Origin of the sequence: Paracerasibacillus soli, assembly GCF_042432965.1 — a bacterium.
Taxonomy (GTDB): domain Bacteria; phylum Bacillota; class Bacilli; order Bacillales; family Amphibacillaceae; genus Paracerasibacillus; species Paracerasibacillus soli.
This window is the reverse complement of record NZ_JBHLWL010000005.1, coordinates 1-16,702: the sequence shown is the minus strand read 5'-3', so window position 1 is coordinate 16,702 and position 16,702 is coordinate 1. Positions and strand designations below refer to the sequence as shown.

Annotated in this window: 17 protein-coding genes, 2 tRNA genes and 2 rRNA genes; 16 read left to right on the top strand and 5 right to left on the bottom strand. The window is 33.7% G+C overall.

The window, feature by feature from the left end; all coding sequences use genetic code 11:
- The 4 genes from ACFFIS_RS01725 to ACFFIS_RS01710 all read left to right on the top strand — a co-directional run.
- Window positions 1-97 (top strand): 23S ribosomal RNA (locus ACFFIS_RS01725); the annotation flags it as partial.
- A gap of 158 nt (window positions 98-255) precedes the next feature.
- Window positions 256-371, top strand: a 5S ribosomal RNA gene (gene rrf / locus ACFFIS_RS01720).
- 73 nt (window positions 372-444) lie between these two features.
- A tRNA-Asn gene (locus tag ACFFIS_RS01715) sits at window positions 445-519 on the top strand.
- An 11-nt stretch (window positions 520-530) separates the two neighbouring features.
- Window positions 531-603: transfer RNA gene (locus ACFFIS_RS01710), tRNA-Thr, on the top strand.
- 190 nt (window positions 604-793) lie between these two features.
- On the opposite strand, the gene ACFFIS_RS01705 is transcribed toward ACFFIS_RS01710, so the two are convergent.
- From ACFFIS_RS01705 to ACFFIS_RS01695, 3 genes are all read right to left on the bottom strand, one after another.
- A complete protein-coding gene (locus ACFFIS_RS01705; RefSeq protein WP_390185895.1) occupies window positions 794-1,636 on the bottom strand; it encodes a pPIWI-associating nuclease domain-containing protein in 843 nt (280 codons plus the stop codon).
- Between the two features lie 61 nt (window positions 1,637-1,697).
- Complete coding sequence (locus ACFFIS_RS01700; protein ID WP_320380986.1) at window positions 1,698-2,861, bottom strand: tyrosine-type recombinase/integrase; 1,164 nt, start codon at window positions 2,859-2,861, stop codon at window positions 1,698-1,700.
- A gap of 13 nt (window positions 2,862-2,874) precedes the next feature.
- On the bottom strand, window positions 2,875-3,372 hold the full coding sequence (locus tag ACFFIS_RS01695) for a helix-turn-helix domain-containing protein (RefSeq protein WP_320380987.1): 498 nt from the start codon (window positions 3,370-3,372) through the stop codon (window positions 2,875-2,877).
- 136 nt (window positions 3,373-3,508) lie between these two features.
- Here ACFFIS_RS01695 and ACFFIS_RS01690 point away from each other — a divergent pair, with 136 nt between their 5' ends.
- From ACFFIS_RS01690 to ACFFIS_RS01650, 9 genes are all read left to right on the top strand, one after another.
- Complete coding sequence (locus ACFFIS_RS01690) at window positions 3,509-3,757, top strand: helix-turn-helix transcriptional regulator (protein ID WP_320380989.1); 249 nt, start codon at window positions 3,509-3,511, stop codon at window positions 3,755-3,757.
- Between the two features lie 15 nt (window positions 3,758-3,772).
- Window positions 3,773-3,985 carry a helix-turn-helix domain-containing protein gene (locus ACFFIS_RS01685; RefSeq protein ID WP_390185894.1) on the top strand — a complete coding sequence of 71 codons (213 nt, stop codon included), beginning with the start codon at window positions 3,773-3,775 and terminating at the stop codon, window positions 3,983-3,985.
- A complete protein-coding gene (locus tag ACFFIS_RS01680; protein ID WP_390185892.1) occupies window positions 3,978-4,169 on the top strand; it encodes a hypothetical protein in 192 nt (63 codons plus the stop codon). Before ACFFIS_RS01685 ends, ACFFIS_RS01680 begins: the two co-directional genes overlap by 8 nt.
- Complete coding sequence (locus ACFFIS_RS01675) at window positions 4,166-4,864, top strand: bifunctional DNA primase/polymerase (RefSeq protein WP_320380990.1); 699 nt, start codon at window positions 4,166-4,168, stop codon at window positions 4,862-4,864. The genes ACFFIS_RS01680 and ACFFIS_RS01675 overlap by 4 nt, the downstream gene beginning before the upstream one ends.
- A gap of 6 nt (window positions 4,865-4,870) precedes the next feature.
- Entirely contained in the window at window positions 4,871-6,169 is a 1,299-nt protein-coding gene (locus tag ACFFIS_RS01670; protein ID WP_390185891.1) for a virulence-associated E family protein, read from the top strand.
- Window positions 6,170-6,595: 426 nt separating this feature from the next.
- Window positions 6,596-7,162 (top strand): hypothetical protein, encoded by a 567-nt coding sequence (locus ACFFIS_RS01665; RefSeq protein WP_390185890.1) that lies wholly within the window; start codon window positions 6,596-6,598, stop codon window positions 7,160-7,162.
- Complete coding sequence (locus ACFFIS_RS01660) at window positions 7,159-7,392, top strand: hypothetical protein (RefSeq protein ID WP_320380994.1); 234 nt, start codon at window positions 7,159-7,161, stop codon at window positions 7,390-7,392. Before ACFFIS_RS01665 ends, ACFFIS_RS01660 begins: the two co-directional genes overlap by 4 nt.
- A gap of 333 nt (window positions 7,393-7,725) precedes the next feature.
- Window positions 7,726-9,384 carry a site-specific DNA-methyltransferase gene (locus tag ACFFIS_RS01655; protein ID WP_320380995.1) on the top strand — a complete coding sequence of 553 codons (1,659 nt, stop codon included), beginning with the start codon at window positions 7,726-7,728 and terminating at the stop codon, window positions 9,382-9,384.
- A 13-nt stretch (window positions 9,385-9,397) separates the two neighbouring features.
- Window positions 9,398-12,082: a DEAD/DEAH box helicase gene (locus tag ACFFIS_RS01650; RefSeq protein WP_390185889.1), complete on the top strand. Its 2,685-nt coding sequence runs from the start codon at window positions 9,398-9,400 to the stop codon at window positions 12,080-12,082.
- 252 nt (window positions 12,083-12,334) lie between these two features.
- On the opposite strand, the gene ACFFIS_RS01645 is transcribed toward ACFFIS_RS01650, so the two are convergent.
- The gene (locus ACFFIS_RS01645) at window positions 12,335-12,712 is read right to left on the bottom strand and encodes a hypothetical protein (protein ID WP_320380999.1); all 378 of its coding nucleotides are present in this window, start codon (window positions 12,710-12,712) and stop codon (window positions 12,335-12,337) included.
- Window positions 12,713-13,543: 831 nt separating this feature from the next.
- Window positions 13,544-14,143 (bottom strand): site-specific integrase, encoded by a 600-nt coding sequence (locus ACFFIS_RS01640; RefSeq protein WP_390185888.1) that lies wholly within the window; start codon window positions 14,141-14,143, stop codon window positions 13,544-13,546.
- Between the two features lie 256 nt (window positions 14,144-14,399).
- Here ACFFIS_RS01640 and ACFFIS_RS01635 point away from each other — a divergent pair, with 256 nt between their 5' ends.
- The 3 genes from ACFFIS_RS01635 (at window position 14,400) to ACFFIS_RS01625 (ending at window position 16,557) form a co-directional block, all read left to right on the top strand.
- Entirely contained in the window at window positions 14,400-15,227 is an 828-nt protein-coding gene (locus ACFFIS_RS01635; RefSeq protein WP_390185887.1) for a GNAT family N-acetyltransferase, read from the top strand.
- A 256-nt stretch (window positions 15,228-15,483) separates the two neighbouring features.
- Window positions 15,484-16,029, top strand: coding sequence for a cysteine hydrolase family protein (locus ACFFIS_RS01630; protein ID WP_320381001.1), 546 nt, complete (start codon window positions 15,484-15,486; stop codon window positions 16,027-16,029).
- Window positions 16,030-16,206: 177 nt separating this feature from the next.
- Entirely contained in the window at window positions 16,207-16,557 is a 351-nt protein-coding gene (locus ACFFIS_RS01625; RefSeq protein ID WP_390185886.1) for a cyclic-phosphate processing receiver domain-containing protein, read from the top strand.
- Window positions 16,558-16,702 lie beyond the last annotated feature (145 nt).

Genomic DNA, 16,702 nt, shown 5'->3' with positions numbered 1-16,702 from the left:
GTAAGATCCCTTAGAGACGATAAGGTTGATAGGTCCGAGGTGGAAGCATGGTGACATGTGCAGCTGACGGATACTAATTGATCGAGGACTTGACTAGCTTTTTACTTATAGTTGATTGTTTATTATATTTCTTATTTGGTTTTTGGGTACAAATTTTATTTCACCCAATAAGATACTTATAAAAAGTCTAGACAAAAGAAATTTTTTCTCCTTTTTACATAAGTGAAAGGTATTAGAATAAATTAATCTTGTATGTCTGGTAGTGATGGCGAAGAGGCCACACCTGTTCCCATACCGAACACAGAAGTTAAGCTCTTCAGCGCCGATGGTAGTTAGGGCATTGCCCTTGCAAGAGTAGGACGCCGCCAGGCAACTTTTTATATGTATCTTTTCTATATTTTATGTTAGAATAAGTAATATAAGAAGATAATTTCATTATATCGTTCCACAGTAGCTCAGTGGTAGAGCAATCGGCTGTTAACCGATCGGTCGTAGGTTCGAATCCTACCTGTGGAGCCATTTTTATATTTGCTTCCATAGCTCAGCAGGTAGAGCACTTCCATGGTAAGGAAGAGGTCGTCGGTTCGAATCCGACTGGAAGCTCTTTTATAAACGCTTGTCCCAGTTGTGATTAGACGTTTTTTACTTTCTGTAATTATTATAAAAAACCTTGTTTTGATGACACCTTGATGACAATTTTTGTTTTCAGTAGAAAGGTTACCCTCATCATTGCGATGAAAAGTTACTAATGTAAAACTGAACATTAAATATTCCATAGTACTTTTTAGGATTTTTACTCATAAAAGGAAGAATTATCAACTTCAATTTGATATGGCTCAATAGATATTTCCAATGGATAGTTAATATCTAAAATTAGTGGTACCTGAAAAGGATAGGAGCTGTCAATTCTTATTCCATCCCCTCTTTTATAGTCACCATCTGATCCATATTGATGTTCAATATCCACGCTACCTTGGATATCAATGAATATATTGCTTGCTGTAATTTTATTTACTATAACAGTCCCTAACCATACATCTTCAATTAAATAATGGGTTGCAAGGATATCGATTTCTTGAATTAAATCATCCATAAGAGCATCAGACACTTCATTATATAATCTTTCCTCTAATTTCCTCAAAATTATTGACCTGATATCTTTTATAGTTTTAAGAAAGTTATCGAATGCACTTAATGTCCTTTCAACCATTTCATAACCATCTTTTTCATCTCTGTAATAAACTTTCTCATTAATATGCGTATATTTATTAAGAGTACGAATTACTTTGTTGAGTTGTTTTGTTATGTCTTTAAAATCAATTCCTAATTCATCTTGGATAAATTCATTTGAAAGACCGCCTTTAATTGCATAAGTCATACGCTGTATTCTAGTAATATCTGCTTCTCCTTCATTAGTTTCCTTTTCATACCATTGACATTCCATTACTTCATGATCAGGTGCTAGTGTATGAAATACTTCTCTTGTTAATTCTCTCATATTAGTTGCGAAGTTACTAAATCGCGTATGAATACCTGGAGTATCAAGTATTACAATGGAAGAATTTATAATGTCTTTATGAAATTCTTTATCCAATTGATTTAAAATTGATTTAAATAAATCATCATATACTAACATTTTATATTCATGTCCCCCCTAATAGTGGAAAGAAATGTTTCTGTCATTTAAAAAGTGTTCTTTATATATAATCTTCATCCAACATATCTGCTATCTTTTGATCTGCTTCCTCCAAATAATGACCATATATATTCATTGTAGTGCTTATATTAGCATGTCCTAGCCGCTTAGAAATAGAATGAATGTTAGCACCTTTGTTTATTAAATCCGTTTCCGCAGTATGTCGTAAATCGTGGAAACGGATTTTCTTCATTTGTGGCTTTTTATTAGCTTTTAACTCTTTATTGATTCGACTGATAAACCTTGTCCACCATCTATTTGGCACACTAGGATAGAATGGTTTGCCAAAATCAGTGGAGAACACAAAAAAGTACTTTCCACCTTCCCATAATTCTGCAGCTTCCATTCGCTCTGTACTCTTTTTTAATTTATGTTTTTTTAACTCATCCATTAGCTTTTTAGGTGGTGCTACTTTTCTAACGGAGCCTTTGGTTTTAGGTTCTTTTAACCGATAGCCAGTTTCTTTTGTATAGCTTAATGAATGGCGTACATGTATCGTATTATTAGCAAAGTCGATATCATCCCATTTTAAAGCAAGTAATTCACCTTTACGCATACCTGTTTTTAATGCCATTTTAATCATTAGAACCATTTGTTTATTTTCTTCATTCTTTAGTAGCAAGAATAATTGTTTTAATTCATTTGAGGTATATACTTCACCAGGTTTATATGTGACAGAGGGTTTGTCCACCTTGTCCATAGGAGTTTTCTTAATGGTTTCATTCTTGACTGCCAGTTTGAAAATACTATTTAGTACATTGTAATGTTTTTGTATGGTTGAAGTCGCTAGGTCATCCGCTTCCAATGTTTCGAGAAAGTCAATGATATGTATATGTGATAAACTTTCCATCTTATGATGTCCCAATATAGGGATGATTCTACCATTTAATACATAATCATACGTTTCTATTGTTTTAGGCGAAACCTTCTTTACTGCATCTTTTCGCCAAGTCTTAACATATTGAGCAAGTTTAATATGGGATGGTGCAATGTATTCACCTGCTTCGACTTCAGCGACAAACACAGCTAGTTTTTTCCTTGCTTCAGTAATATTCTTAGCTTTGATAGTCTTTGTTTTGCGGTTACGTTTACCATCAGCTTTGAATCCTGCACTTACAGTTAAAAAATACGAACCATTTCCTCTATCTTGAATAGAACCAGCCATTATAGTCACCCCCTTACTTTAATAAAGTTTCAATTAGATCAAGAGCCTTTGTTCTCTCATTATGTTCACTCGGGATATCATTATTAAGAATTATCCGCAACACATTAGCAATAAATATCTTTTCTTCTAGATCCAGTTTCTCTCCACTATAAACAAATTCAGTATTAAGTTGAGCAGCGGTAATAATATCGTCTAGGATAATAGTTTCTTCATTTAAAATACCAACATCTTTTAAGCCATGCTTTTCTCGATGTTTACGATATTCTTCAGCAGACTTCATCAATCCTTCTCTTTCTGCTTCTTCTAAATATCCAGCTATTTCTAGAAGTTCGATATAGTTTAACTCAAGACCGTCAGCGATTTTTTTAATTACTTCAGGAGTTGGTTTAGTGTTTTTTCCTGTTTCTAACTGGGATAGATAAGGGTGGGAAATACCTGCTCGTCTAGCCGCTTCCCTTAAAGATAGGTTTTTTCTTTGCCTTGAATTTCTCACATATTCACCAAATGTCATCTAGTCACCTCCCTTTAATATGTTACCATTAGTTTAATACATAGTGGTTGATTAGTCAAACTAATTTTAAACAATGGTTGATAAAACATACAAGGAATGCTAAAATAGTATCAAATAGTAAAAAGAGGTGATTGTTGTGCTTACTATTACATTGAAAGACGGTTTAGAAACAAGAATATTCATTGCGGAAAAAGGGAGAAGTATGAGAGGGTTTGCAAAAGATATTGGTATTTCTCATGCCTATTTGTCGCAAATATTAAATAAAAAGCGTAATCCATCACCAGCAGTTGCACATAAAATTGCTTGTGGGCTGGAGAAGGAGATTGAAGATATTTTTTTAATCCAAACGGTTGATGTAACAACCGATGAAAAAGCAATAAAGTAAGGAGGAATTATAAGGATGTTAAAAACACAAATGGAACCAATTAAAAGATCAACTCTTACCGTTCATGAGGTAGCGGAATATCTTGGGGTAAGTTCAGATATGATTTATATTTTATGTCGTGAGAAGCGTATTGTTCATTTTCGGATAGGGAGAAGAATCTTATTTAAAAAAGAGGCTATTGAAAAGTGGATTGATGAACAAATGGAAGGGGTGATGGAAGATGAATAAAGGCGCAGACATGGCAGTGTCTACACCTTTAAAAAATTACACCAACTTAAAAGCAGCACTTGGATATGTACGCCAATTAGGTTGGTCTGTATTTCCTGTACATTCAATTATAAACAATAAATGTACTTGTAACAACTTAAGATGTGAAAACAAGGGGAAACATCCCATACTAGATATGGTTTGAAGGATGCCACCAAAGATGAAAAACAGGTTATAAAATATTGGTCGGAAAAGCCATATTTAAATATTGGTGTAGCAACAGGTAAGGTTAGTGGTTTTTTTGCAGTAGATGTAGACAATAAAATTCACCGTGGAACTGGAAATAACGGATTTGAAACACTAGAACAATTAAAGAGAGACAATGGAAATTTACCTGACACTGTAGAACAAATAACAGGTTCAGGTGGTTCACATTTTCTTTTTAAATATCAAGCAGGAATTAAAAATAAAGTGAATGCTTTTCCATCCATTGATATTCGAGGCGATGGAGGTTATATCGTAGTAAGTCCATCAATCCATAATAGCGGTAATAAATATTGTTGGGAATTTTCTTCACATCCACTAAAAGTTGAAATCGCACAAGCTCCTGAATGGCTACTTAATTCAATAAGTCCACAGTCTGAAAATAATGGTAAAAGAAAGTATAGTGCAAAACCAGTAAGTGAGTATTTAAGTATTTTACAGGGTGTTTCTGAAGGTGAACGTAACAATAGCTTAACCACACTAATAGGTCACCTTTTAGCACGAAGTATTGATTATAGAGAGGCATTGGAGATTGTTAATATGTGGAATGAAACAAGGGTTAATCCACCACTTGAAGTGGATACCGTGACGACTGCATTTAACAACATATTGAGGCGTGAAGCAGAAAAGAGGTGACAGCTATTGAAGCAATCTGAACTAGATCACGAAGCAGGACTAGCACTTCAAGAAAAAGACAACAATGTTATCAAGATCGATAAAGCCTGGAAGAAGAGGCTTGAAACGAATCAAAACGGCAATTTCAAAAGAAACAGGAAAAACATTCAATCTATATTGGATCATGACGAAAATCTAAAAGATATTGGTCGTTTGAATGAGCTGTCGGGCTTCAAAGAGATATACAAGCCTCCTATATGGCGTAAAAAAAGTGACAATGAGTTGCTCTGGACTGATTATGATGATGCACAGCTAAGAATTTATATTGATGTTCATTATGGTATTACAAATGAATCTGGTATCAATGATTGCATGAATACCATATTTTATAAAAATTCCTATCATCCTATCAAAGAATATCTTAAAGGTTTGTACTGGGATGGTGAAAGTAGGCTTGAATCTCTTTTCATAGACTTTCTAGGTGCGGATGATAACGAATATACAAGAACCGTAACAAAAAAAATGCTAGTTGCTGCTGTCACTCGTATATTTGAACCAGGGACGAAGTTTGATACCGCTCTAATACTAATAGGTACACAAGGTATAGGGAAAAGCTATGTTTTATCTCGACTTGGCGGTGAGTGGTTCAATGAATCTCTTAATTCATTTAGTGGTGATGAAGCACTGATGAAACTTAGGAATAGTTGGATTATTGAATTGGCGGAACTGTCAGCCTTGAAACATTCAGAAGTAGAAGAGGTAAAGGCTTTTATTAGCGCAACAGTGGACACATACAGACCAAAATATAGCAAGAACATAGCAAGGTTTCCACGTCAATGTGTATTTTTTGGTAGCACTAACAGCTTTGAATTTTTGAAAGATACAACAGGGAACAGAAGATTTTTCCCACTTCCAGTTAATAAGAACAGGAGAAAAAAAGATCCATTTGAATCACTTACGGATGAATATATCGACCAAGTTTGGGCGGAAGCTTATCAACTTTATTTAGATGACGAACCGCTTCACATAACGGATGAATCGGTTAAAAAGAGAGCGGAAGAATTACAAAGGGAACATACCGCAGACGACGGACAGCTTGGCGTTATCGAGGAATATATAAGAAAAGAACACCTTGATAGGGTTTGTGCTCGTCAAGTATGGCATGAATGCCTAATGAACGACAAAGAGCCTAAATACCATGATATAACCGATATAAATGACATACTAAGACAGCTTGACGGATGGAAAGAGAAAAGGACACATTTCGGTAGGTATGGTACTCAAAGAGGGTTTATAAAAAATGAAAATAATGCCATTGAAAATTAAGTAAGTTTGTCACGTTTGTCACAGTATGTCACGTGATTTGTCACGGGAATGTCACGGGGTAAAAACGCATCATATCAATACTTGTAAGCAATTCACATGTATCTTGTGACATTCCTTTATATAAAAGAAAAAAATAATAACATATTATATTTAGAAAAGACAATGCAAAAAGTTTGTCACAGATGATAGGGAAGTGTCTAAAAATGTTGATATACCAAACTTTAAGGGCGTGACATTCAGTATGACATTCTAATAGGTCTCCCTCTAATTAATGGTGAAAGTGAAGTAATTACCATCTTTCAATACAAGTAGAAAGGGGTGATGGTGTTCTGCTCTTTTGAAAAGGTTTGTGATCCACGCATTGAAAATAACATAAAAATCCAGTTAAGCATGTAAGGACTAAGATAATCAAGGGAGGATACTAACATGGATTTAAAAGCCTATTCTACCGAATTAAAAAAGATCAATGACAAAATAGAGCAGTTACAAGCAAAGAATAAAGAAGCAATCAACAATCTTAACGCATTAGAAACCGAATATGAAACAGCGGTCGCCAATATGCAAGATGAAAAAGCTGATCACCTTCACCAAAAAAAGTACGAGATAGAGCAGACTATAAACAACCGTAAGAATAAAATAAACATTCTGCAGAATAAAAATAACCCACGTTTAGAGCGTGCAGCGACTGAAACAATAAAGGCGTATTATGCTGAGCGGGAAAAGCAGTTGCAGGAAGCGGTCAAGCTAGTAAAAGAATTGGAACGGGTAAAAGAGCAGTATTTCAAGCTGTGCGGACAACTAAGAGATATAAACGAGAAACACAGCCGAATAAAAGAAAAAGCTAGACGAGCCAACAAGACCGCAGACCATAGCCAATTGCCGCAACAGGCAAAAGGTATGCTCTTAGGAAATTCCCAGTTGGTAAATTTATCCGAGTTTGAAATCTTGCTAAAAGATATTCAAGAAAACATATATAAGGCGGTGTTATCATGAAGCATGTAAAACTAAACGAGGGAATAAAAAGGGTTTTACGGACGTATTCTGTGCCTGAAGATGTAATAAACATGATAGAAGAAGATAGCAATGTAAAAGTTCAGACTGTAGCGGATTTTTACGAAAAACAGATTCAGGAAACGGGTAATAAACAGAACAAAGTAAGAAAAGAACAGTCGCCAGCCGAATTTATGGAAACATTAATGAAACATAGAATTATAGACAAATAAGGGGCGTTGGAAAATGAATAAGGTCACATTTCTCACCCCCTAAAAAAGGGAAAGAGATGAAAAATACGAGTAACATATTGTAATAGTGTTTGCTTTAACTGATAAAAAGTCGATAAAAAATATCGGCTTTTTTTATTGAAGATAAAGTGTCACGGTTAAAAGGTGTCGTTATAATAGGATATGAAGTGTTAATAAAACCTTTTAGTATATATTATATTTTGTAGTTTGAAATTACATCTCACACATGGGGATTAATTACTATTATTGTAGTGGTGTGTGTCTGAAATAGTGTATACTGGAAGTAATTATAAATTTTAGGGTAGGGGTAATCAAATGCCAACATTAGAGTGGATAGGAAAAGATAAAGTAGTAAATCATCACTTGGATGTGCCGTATAGGGTGCTTGATTTTAAGTATAGTTATAATGAAAATGGTGTATCTGATCAAGAAAGTTCAAGTGATAATAAGATTATCAAAGGGGATAACTTAGAAGCACTTAAAGCACTACTTCCTCAGTATGAAGGAAGAATTAATTGCATTTATATCGATCCACCATACAACACTGGTAATGAAAAATGGGTATACAATGATAATGTAAATGACCCCAAAATTAAAAAATGGTTAGGTGAAGTTGTTGGAAAAGAAGGGGAAGATCTTTCCCGACACGACAAGTGGCTATCCATGATGTATCCGAGATTAAAGTTATTACATAAGTTGTTAGCTGATGACGGAGCAATTTTTATCAGTATCAATTATATTGAACAAGCTTATTTGAAATTAATTTGTAATGAGATTTTTGGTGCAAATAATTTTATAAGTGAAGTTGCAATAGTTAATAATCCGAAAGGACGTTCAGATGACAATTATATCGCTACTGCACATGAAAGTCTTCTGATCTATAGAAAATCTAAGAATTTGGAATTAGGTGGGTTTTTACCAGAAGAAAAAGTAACAAAAAGATATAATAAATTAGAAGAAGAAAGTGGAAGAAAATATAGAGAAATTGACCTTAGAAAGACAGGTGATGAGGATTTACGGGAAGATAGACCAGATATGTTCTATCCATTTTTTTATAACGAAGTAACCAAAGATTTGAAAGTGGGATCACTAGACGAAAAATTGCCTGATGGATATATGTCTATTCTCCCAATGAAGTCTAAAACAGTTGAGGGTAGATGGAGATGGGGTGTAGATACTGCAAAAAGGGATATTAAAAAGTTGCTTGCTAGATATATGCCTGTAAAAAAACAATGGAGTGTTTTTGAGAAAGATTATTTGGATGAAAAAGAATTAGTAAAGCCTACGTCAGCTTGGACATTCAAGGATGTAAATAGTGAACGTGGAACAGAGATGTTCACAAAACATTTAGGTTTTAAAAAGAGTGATTTTCCAAATCCAAAACCAGTGGGAACTATAGAACGAGTTCTCCAAATTGCCACAGATAAAAATTCAATTGTTCTCGATTCGTATGCAGGTAGTGGAACTACGGCACAGGCTGTACTAAATTTAAATAATAAAGACAAAGGTAACCGAAAATTCATTTTAGTTGAACTTGAGGATTATGCAGAGACTGTAACTACTGAAAGAGTAAATAGAGTAATTAATGGACATAAGGACTTCCAAGGGGTAGGTGGAAATTATAACTTCTACCATTTAGGTCAGCCTTTATTACTTGAAAATAAATTTATTAATGAAAATATAGATATTCAGAAAATCCGTGAATATATTTTCTTTACGGAAACAAAGAAACAAATAACCGTGGTTGATGATAAAGATAATAAATATCTTTTAGGAGAACATAACGATAGCTTATATTATTTTTATTATGAGAAGGATAAAACAACTTCTCTAAGTTATGATTTTCTATCAAAAATTAACAAAAGTGCAGAAAGATATATAATATATGCTGATGTAAATCTTTTGAGTAAATCAGAATGTGACAAATTGAATATAGTATTTAAAAAGATTCCAAGAGATATTGCACGTTTATAAGGGGGGGAATAACTTGGGATTAAAAACATTTCAAAAAAAGGTAATTTCACAACTCACTCGCTTTTTAGAGTTAATAAATGAAACAAACAATATAGAATCAGCTTATAATACTTACTGGAATGAACAGGATGTTTTAGTTGGAACAAATGGAGTTCAGGCATATAAAAATAATATTAAAAATGTTCCCCATGTTTGTTTTAAGGTACCAACAGGGGGAGGTAAGACATATATAGCTGCTAGTTCTATTAAACCAGTATTCGATGCAATGCCTTTCTCAAAAACTAAAGCAGTTGTTTGGCTTGTGCCTTCTAACTCTATACTAGAACAAACAATTAATAATTTAAAAGATATTAATCATCACTACAGACAGAAGATTGATGTTGATTTTAATAATAGAGTTGAGGTATATACAAAAGAACAGTTATTGAACGGTCAAAATTTCAATCCAACAACTGTAAATGAACAGTTAAGTATATTTGTGTTAAGTTACGATACTTTAAGAAGTAGAAACAAAGAGGACAGAAAAATATATCAAGAAAATGGGAACTTGAGTCAATTTCCTAATTTTTATACATCACCTGAAACGTTAATAGACGGTGTGGATGATACTGCACTCATCCAGGTAATTAATCAACTTTCTCCTATGATAATTGTTGATGAAAGTCATAATGCAACCTCTGAATTGAGTATAGAGATGTTGAAAAATTTAAATCCGTCTTTTATTTTGGATCTGACAGCAACCCCTAAAGAAAATAGTAATATTATCTCGTACGTTGATGCTATAGAGTTAAAAGGGGAAAACATGGTTAAGTTACCAGTAATTGTATACAATAGGCAAAGTCAAAAGGAAGTTATAGTTAATGCAATTGACTTGCGTGAAAGCTTGGAAAAACAAGCAATAGAAAATTACTCTAAAACTAAAAAGTACATAAGACCTATAGCATTATTTCAAGCACAGCCTAAGGGACAGGAAAATAATGAAACTTTTGAAAAACTAAAAGAAGAATTAATTAATATAGGAATACCTAGCGAACACATTGCAATTAAGACTTCAGATATAAATGATATTAAAGATGTAGACTTACTAAGCCCACAATGCGAAATTAGATATATTATTACAGTAAATGCTTTAAAAGAAGGCTGGGATTGCCCATTTGCATATGTTTTAGCAACGCTTGCAAACAAGTCATCCCAAGTTGATGTTGAACAGATTTTAGGAAGGGTTCTTAGACAGCCGTATATCAAGGAATATGAAAACCCTTTATTGAATATGTCTTATGTATTAACTTCATCCTCTAATTTCAGAAATACTTTAGATAATATAGTTGTTGGTTTAAATAGGGCTGGTTATAGTAAGCATGATTATAGAATTGCTGAGAATAACGTTAAAGAAGAAGATTCTGCGAATGAAAACTTAGCAGATAAATTTCCAAATAAAGATTTATCCGAGATTCGTGACGAACAAAAAGATGATAAAGAATGGGTTGATACTTCTGATGAAACGACTAATGCTGAAACGCAATCAACCGAGGAATTTTTAGATGTTGACTTCGAGGAAGTAAAGAGTGATTTAGAAAGCAGGAAGCATGATCAAACATCGAAGGAAGTACTTGATGATATGCTGGAATCAGCTAAAGGTGAAAGTGAAGATTACTCAAGGTCTGTAGATGATACGGTAAATAATACAGATTCACAACCATTAGAAATTAAAGATAAGATGAATTACTTTCGGGTAATTGAAGATTTTAAAGATGATATAAATAATATTGAAATACCTCAGTTTTTTATTCAATCTGAACCGAGTTTATTTGTAGAGGATCAATTTACCGAGTTAACAAAAGAAAGTCTTGCTGATGGATTTTCTTTAAAGGATAAAGACACGGCTATAGATTTTGAGACATTGGATTATAACCTTGTAAAGGTTGATATAGAACGTTCAGGCGAATCTGTACCTAAATATTCAAAACTCTCAAGGGCAGATGAAAATTATTTTAAGAATTATTTCTCAAAATTATCATCAGAGGATAAGGTAGATAAAAGTAAAGAAATTGTTTATAACCAGGTTAAAAAGATGGACAGCGTTGATGATAGAGAGTTGCGGGATTACGTAGATAGAATAGTCGAAAACATGACGAGTGACGAGATAGATAATTTAGAGAAGAATATTTATTCTTATGCTGATAAGATAAAGAAGAAAATTAATGGACTACTGGAAGAATATCTTGAACAGAAATTTAATCAATTGATTGAACAAGGTGATATTCTTTGTAAGCCAAATTATAAACTTAAAGAATACATTTCTCCACTAAAGTCAATATCAACCTTGCCAAAGTCCCTTTACGAAGAAGAGGGTGATATGAATAACTTTGAACACAGGGTTATTAATGAGATTATTTCACTAGACAATATTAAATGGTGGCATCGAAATATCGATAGAAAAGGATTTAAAATTAATGGTTTTATTAACCATTATCCAGACTTTATTGTAATGACTAATAGTGGTAAGTTGATTCTCATGGAAACAAAAGGAGATCACTTAGAAAATGCGGAAAGTAAACAAAAAGTAAGACTTGGGCGTACATGGCAATATCAGTCTGGCAATCAGTATCGTTATTATATGGTATTTGAAAGTAAAAATCTTAATATCGAAGGTGCTTATCAATTCGATAAATTCATGGAAATAATTAAAAGTATATAATAATACTTTAATTTAGACTTGGTGAAGTAGAGGTCTAGTCATTGTTTACGCCTAAATATTATGTAGAGTTAAATTAAATCCTTGTATCTTAATTGTTACAAGGATTTTGTTTAGCATCCAATAAAAAATATGTATTAAAGGGGATTTATGGAAGTTTTTAAACAGATAATCTACAGTAGAGTAGATACAATGACATAAAATAAGCACAGCCTAAGTCCTGCTGTGCTTATATATCTGATTGCTAACTAATATTTATTTCTGTAGCATACTTTCTAGGTTTTCCATTCTTTTTGAGAAGGCATCAAGCGTTTTTATAATCTCCATATGATTCATATCATATAATTTAAACAGATATACTGCTTCCCGAACCGTTTCTATTTGATTTTTTTGTAATAATTTACAAATGTCATGCATGTCCTTCATTAACTTAGAGCTATCCATATCATGTTTATCCAAACCAAAATAAATAACCACATTCATTACTTTATGAGGTATATCGTAAAAATAAGCGTACTTATCAAACATATCGAAATCTGCACGATCAAAATTTCCTTCATATTTTTTTCTTAAATCCGTCCATAGGAGATAATTATTAGTATTACATAAATAGTCGATTAAATCGTTACACATATTTCACCCTCCGCTTCATTTCTTGCAACCTACAAAACTTTTTATTTCTATAATCATTAACTATTATTTGATGACACCTTGATGACACTTTCGAACTTTTTCCATTAAAATATATCGGACAAGATATATTATGTCCTGTATAAATACTGGTGTATCAAGGTTTGTCTTAGTTATTCGTAAATGAGGAATCCCCATATACAGACATGGTAAGGAAGGGGTCGCAGGTTCAAATCCTGTTGGAAGCTCTTCGGTTAACGCTTGTCCTGAAAGGGATAGAGCGTTTTTTTATGCTCATAAAGTGTGAATTTTAGGCTGTATTTTTATGCAGTGCACTAAAACTGCACTAACCTCATTTTCTCCATCATCTTTTCTTATACTTCTATAAGACTTTTTTGTCCATTAAGTCCAAAATTTATCGTCAAATCGCTTTGCTGATTTCCGCTGCATTTCTTGATTGGAGTGAGAGTAAATATCCAATGTAATACCAACATCAGCATGTCCTAATCATTCACTAACGACTATTGGATTTTCGCCCATTTTCATAAGGATTGTTGCGTGCATATGCCGCAAATTATGAAATGGGATGTCGGGTACTAGCGAATGAGGTTTCGTGGTTCCAGATATCCCCCAACTTGTGAAGCCACAACTAAGTCCTGCTTATTTTCCTTCTGCTGTTTCTTGTGTTCGATTAATGCATGTATAACGCTCTGAGATAAATATACTTCACGTCTAGAATGAGCTGTTTTGGTTTCTTTGACGATTAAGCCCTTCGTGGTTTGAACGTATTAATGACTCCTCTACATAAATAACACCATTGCCTAAATCGATATTCTACCATTTTAACGCTAATATTTCACCCCTTCTCATGCCGGTAAATAGGGCTAATAAAAAGGGAATCGTATCGTTATGCTTTTGACATACTTCAAGAAAAGCCTTTGCTTCATCTACTGTCCATATACTTTTGATTGTTTTATGAACTGTAGGAGGCGATGCATGTTTTGCAGGATTAACTTTTATCAGTTCCCACTGAACTGCTCTTTGAAGTGCCTTTGAAAGTACATTGTGTATTTTCCTTACGGTTGCATTTGAGAGGCCTTCTCGGAGTTTAAACACATAAAATTGATCTATTCCAAAGGTTGTAATGGATGATAATGGTGTTTGATTAAAATATGGGATAAGGTGAACCTGACTAACTGTTTCAGCTACTTCAAATGAAGTTACTAGTACCTTATATTGATACGTATCCCAAAGCCAGTTATGGAGGTATTCCTTCAATGGAATATTGGATGGTTCGAAATAATCACCTGAATCTATTTCAGCAAGTATTTGATTCATTGCTTTTGCTACTTCACCTTTTGTTCTAAAACCACTACGATAGATTTGTATACGTCTGCCCGTTCGTTTATCCTTTCCTACTTTTTTCAATGACATGTAAAAACCTCTGTGAAATGGAGTAGAGTGTAGTAGAAGTATTGACCATACTTATATTATTTTATACTTAACTTGAATATGAACTGTTTGCGGAGTGAGATTATGAATTGTTCCAATATTTGGTGATGTTCTATGGTAAGATAAATATAAGATGAGAAATTAAAGTTTGACCTTGTTCAACAGACGGGCCAGATTGTAGAACAAGTAATGACTATGGGGGAATGACCTTTTTGAGGCATAAAGGAGTGGATTTCTTGTGATATTAGAATTGGATAAAACTGCATTTAATAGATGTAGAAGATTGATAAATGAACAAGGGCAATTAGAAGCAATTGCAGTTGTTGACAATATTAATCCTGGTCGTATTTTTGTGGATGATGTTAATGTTCCTACATCTGGGCTAATTTGGTTAGGAAATAATGATGGATTTATATTTTTTGGAAACGAGCAAAATGAGGAATTTAATAATGAATTAAACCATTTTATTAACAATGTAATTATACCAGAAGCAAAAAAAGTCCAACTAAAATGGTTTGAAGGCATTGGTAATCACGAAAGATGGAATAAGGTTATAGAAAAGGCTTTTGAACATCGTAAGTTGGGGAAATGGAATCAGAGGGTGTACAGTATAAAACTAGGGGATTATAAAGATAGTTATGAACCTGATATTGGCCAAGAATATAAGGTTGTAAAAATTAGCGACTCATTTTTTGATGGTAACTCATCCATAAAAAATATTGAATTTTTACAATCAAAGATATTAGAGTTTTGGTCTTCAACTGGGGCCTTTTTACGTAATGGCATAGGTTATTGTATTCTAAGTGATAATGAAATTGTAAGTGTTTGTCTCTCAGGTTTTGTTGCGGGGAACATACACTGCATTGATATCGAAACATTAAAGGCTCATCAGGGAAAAAAGTTGGCCCAAAAGGTTGCTTACAGTTTTGTTAAAGATTGTTTGGAAAATAATATGATTCCGTATTGGGATTGTATGGAAATGAATAAACCCTCCGTTGCGGTTGCAGAAAAAATAGGGTTGCGCAATGTATTTAACTATGTTGGATATGATTTTTCATTCGAATAACATTCAATGTTCAGCTAAAGAAACTTAATTAGATTATGCATCAATTGGGCGAAATTCTCGAATAAGGATTGTGCCTGAATCGGTCCATTTTGTTGCGTAATGTGGTATAATTAGAAAAAATTTAACGATAATTTACAAAATTGAGCTATTTAGTTGAGAAAGTGATTAAAATGACGCTGGAGGCGAGTTCCGATGACAATCTTTAATTAATGTTTGGACGAACAGTTAAAATGATAAAACTTTATGGGGTGATAGTTTGAGAGCTTTATTAGTTATTGACTTCCAAAATGGGTTCCTTCAAATGGGGGATTTCAGTCAAGAAAAGGAAAGAGTCCAAAATATTATTAAGGATTTTAAACGCAACGAACAGCCAGTTATTTTTATGCGTCACAAGGATGAGAACGAGGGAAGTCCTATAACTTTTGGCACTGAGGAAAGTGAACTTGATTCGGATCTGAAGATTGATGCTGATTATGTTATAGAAAAAAGTACTCCAAGTGCATTTTTTAAGACAAACTTGGATGATTTATTGCAGTCTCTTGGTGTTACACATATCTTTGTAACTGGTTTCAATACAGAGTATTGTCCTCAATTTACTGCTATTGCAGCATACGACAGGGGATATCAGGTTACTTTCATTGAGGATGCCACGGCTACGGTTAACGATGACAGTGTTTATGAATTCCCAGGATTGGACATCCGTGATTTTGTAGGATCGGTACTTAACTGGTCGAATGTCATTGAGGTTTTGGACTTTGAGGAATATGTTGAGGAATATGCAGAAGAAGGATTGAAATCCTAGTATCAAAGTTAGATAGACAAACCGATTTACCTTATGGGAAATCGGTTTGTCTTATTAAAAGGTAATGAGATTTTTATCTTCGGCAATCGGGCGCGATTGTTGGACAAGAATTTTTAATGTAAATATAAATAGAGATAAAAAATACAGATACTTAATAACCAAGGAATGAAGCGTGAAATGATTAATCTATACGTAGATGACCTAAGGGACTGTCCAGACGGATTTGTAGTTGCTCGAAACATGGAAGAGGCAATTGACCATATTGTAAACAACGAGATCAATATATTATCTTTAGACCATGATCTAGGTGCGGATAATGAGGGTAATATTTTGCCTACGGGATATGATTTAGTAAAATACTTCTGCGAAAATGGACTGCGTACGAACAAAATCTATATACATACCGATAATGGTGTTGGTAGGGAAAATATGTTTCAGACGCTTAAAGCTGCGCAAAGAAGAGGCTTTATCGACCGTGATATAGAAATATACCACTACTCAATCACACCTAATACGTACACGGAATAAACAAATAAAAATAGCCATCATGTACAAGTACTTGTGCATGGTGGCTATTGGTTGTGCGCCCGGCATGGGTGTAATCTCTAGGGTGAAAGTCCCGAGCCGTGAAGACAGAAGTAGCGGTTAGCTCAACGCAAGGGTGTCCGTGGTG

What these genes read in the sequence shown, in the direction of transcription:
- ACFFIS_RS01705 (WP_390185895.1), bottom strand. Translation starts at nt 1,636, where the DNA reads ATGTTAGTATATGATGATTTATTTAAATCAATTTTAAATCAATTGGAT.
- ACFFIS_RS01700 (WP_320380986.1), bottom strand. Translation starts at nt 2,861, where the DNA reads ATGGCTGGTTCTATTCAAGATAGAGGAAATGGTTCGTATTTTTTAACT.
- ACFFIS_RS01695 (WP_320380987.1), bottom strand. Translation starts at nt 3,372, where the DNA reads ATGACATTTGGTGAATATGTGAGAAATTCAAGGCAAAGAAAAAACCTA.
- ACFFIS_RS01685 (WP_390185894.1), top strand. Translation starts at nt 3,773, where the DNA reads ATGTTAAAAACACAAATGGAACCAATTAAAAGATCAACTCTTACCGTT.
- ACFFIS_RS01680 (WP_390185892.1), top strand. Translation starts at nt 3,978, where the DNA reads ATGAATAAAGGCGCAGACATGGCAGTGTCTACACCTTTAAAAAATTAC.
- ACFFIS_RS01665 (WP_390185890.1), top strand. Translation starts at nt 6,596, where the DNA reads ATGGATTTAAAAGCCTATTCTACCGAATTAAAAAAGATCAATGACAAA.
- ACFFIS_RS01660 (WP_320380994.1), top strand. Translation starts at nt 7,159, where the DNA reads ATGAAGCATGTAAAACTAAACGAGGGAATAAAAAGGGTTTTACGGACG.
- ACFFIS_RS01655 (WP_320380995.1), top strand. Translation starts at nt 7,726, where the DNA reads ATGCCAACATTAGAGTGGATAGGAAAAGATAAAGTAGTAAATCATCAC.
- ACFFIS_RS01645 (WP_320380999.1), bottom strand. Translation starts at nt 12,712, where the DNA reads ATGTGTAACGATTTAATCGACTATTTATGTAATACTAATAATTATCTC.
- ACFFIS_RS01640 (WP_390185888.1), bottom strand. Translation starts at nt 14,143, where the DNA reads ATGTCATTGAAAAAAGTAGGAAAGGATAAACGAACGGGCAGACGTATA.
- ACFFIS_RS01625 (WP_390185886.1), top strand. Translation starts at nt 16,207, where the DNA reads ATGATTAATCTATACGTAGATGACCTAAGGGACTGTCCAGACGGATTT.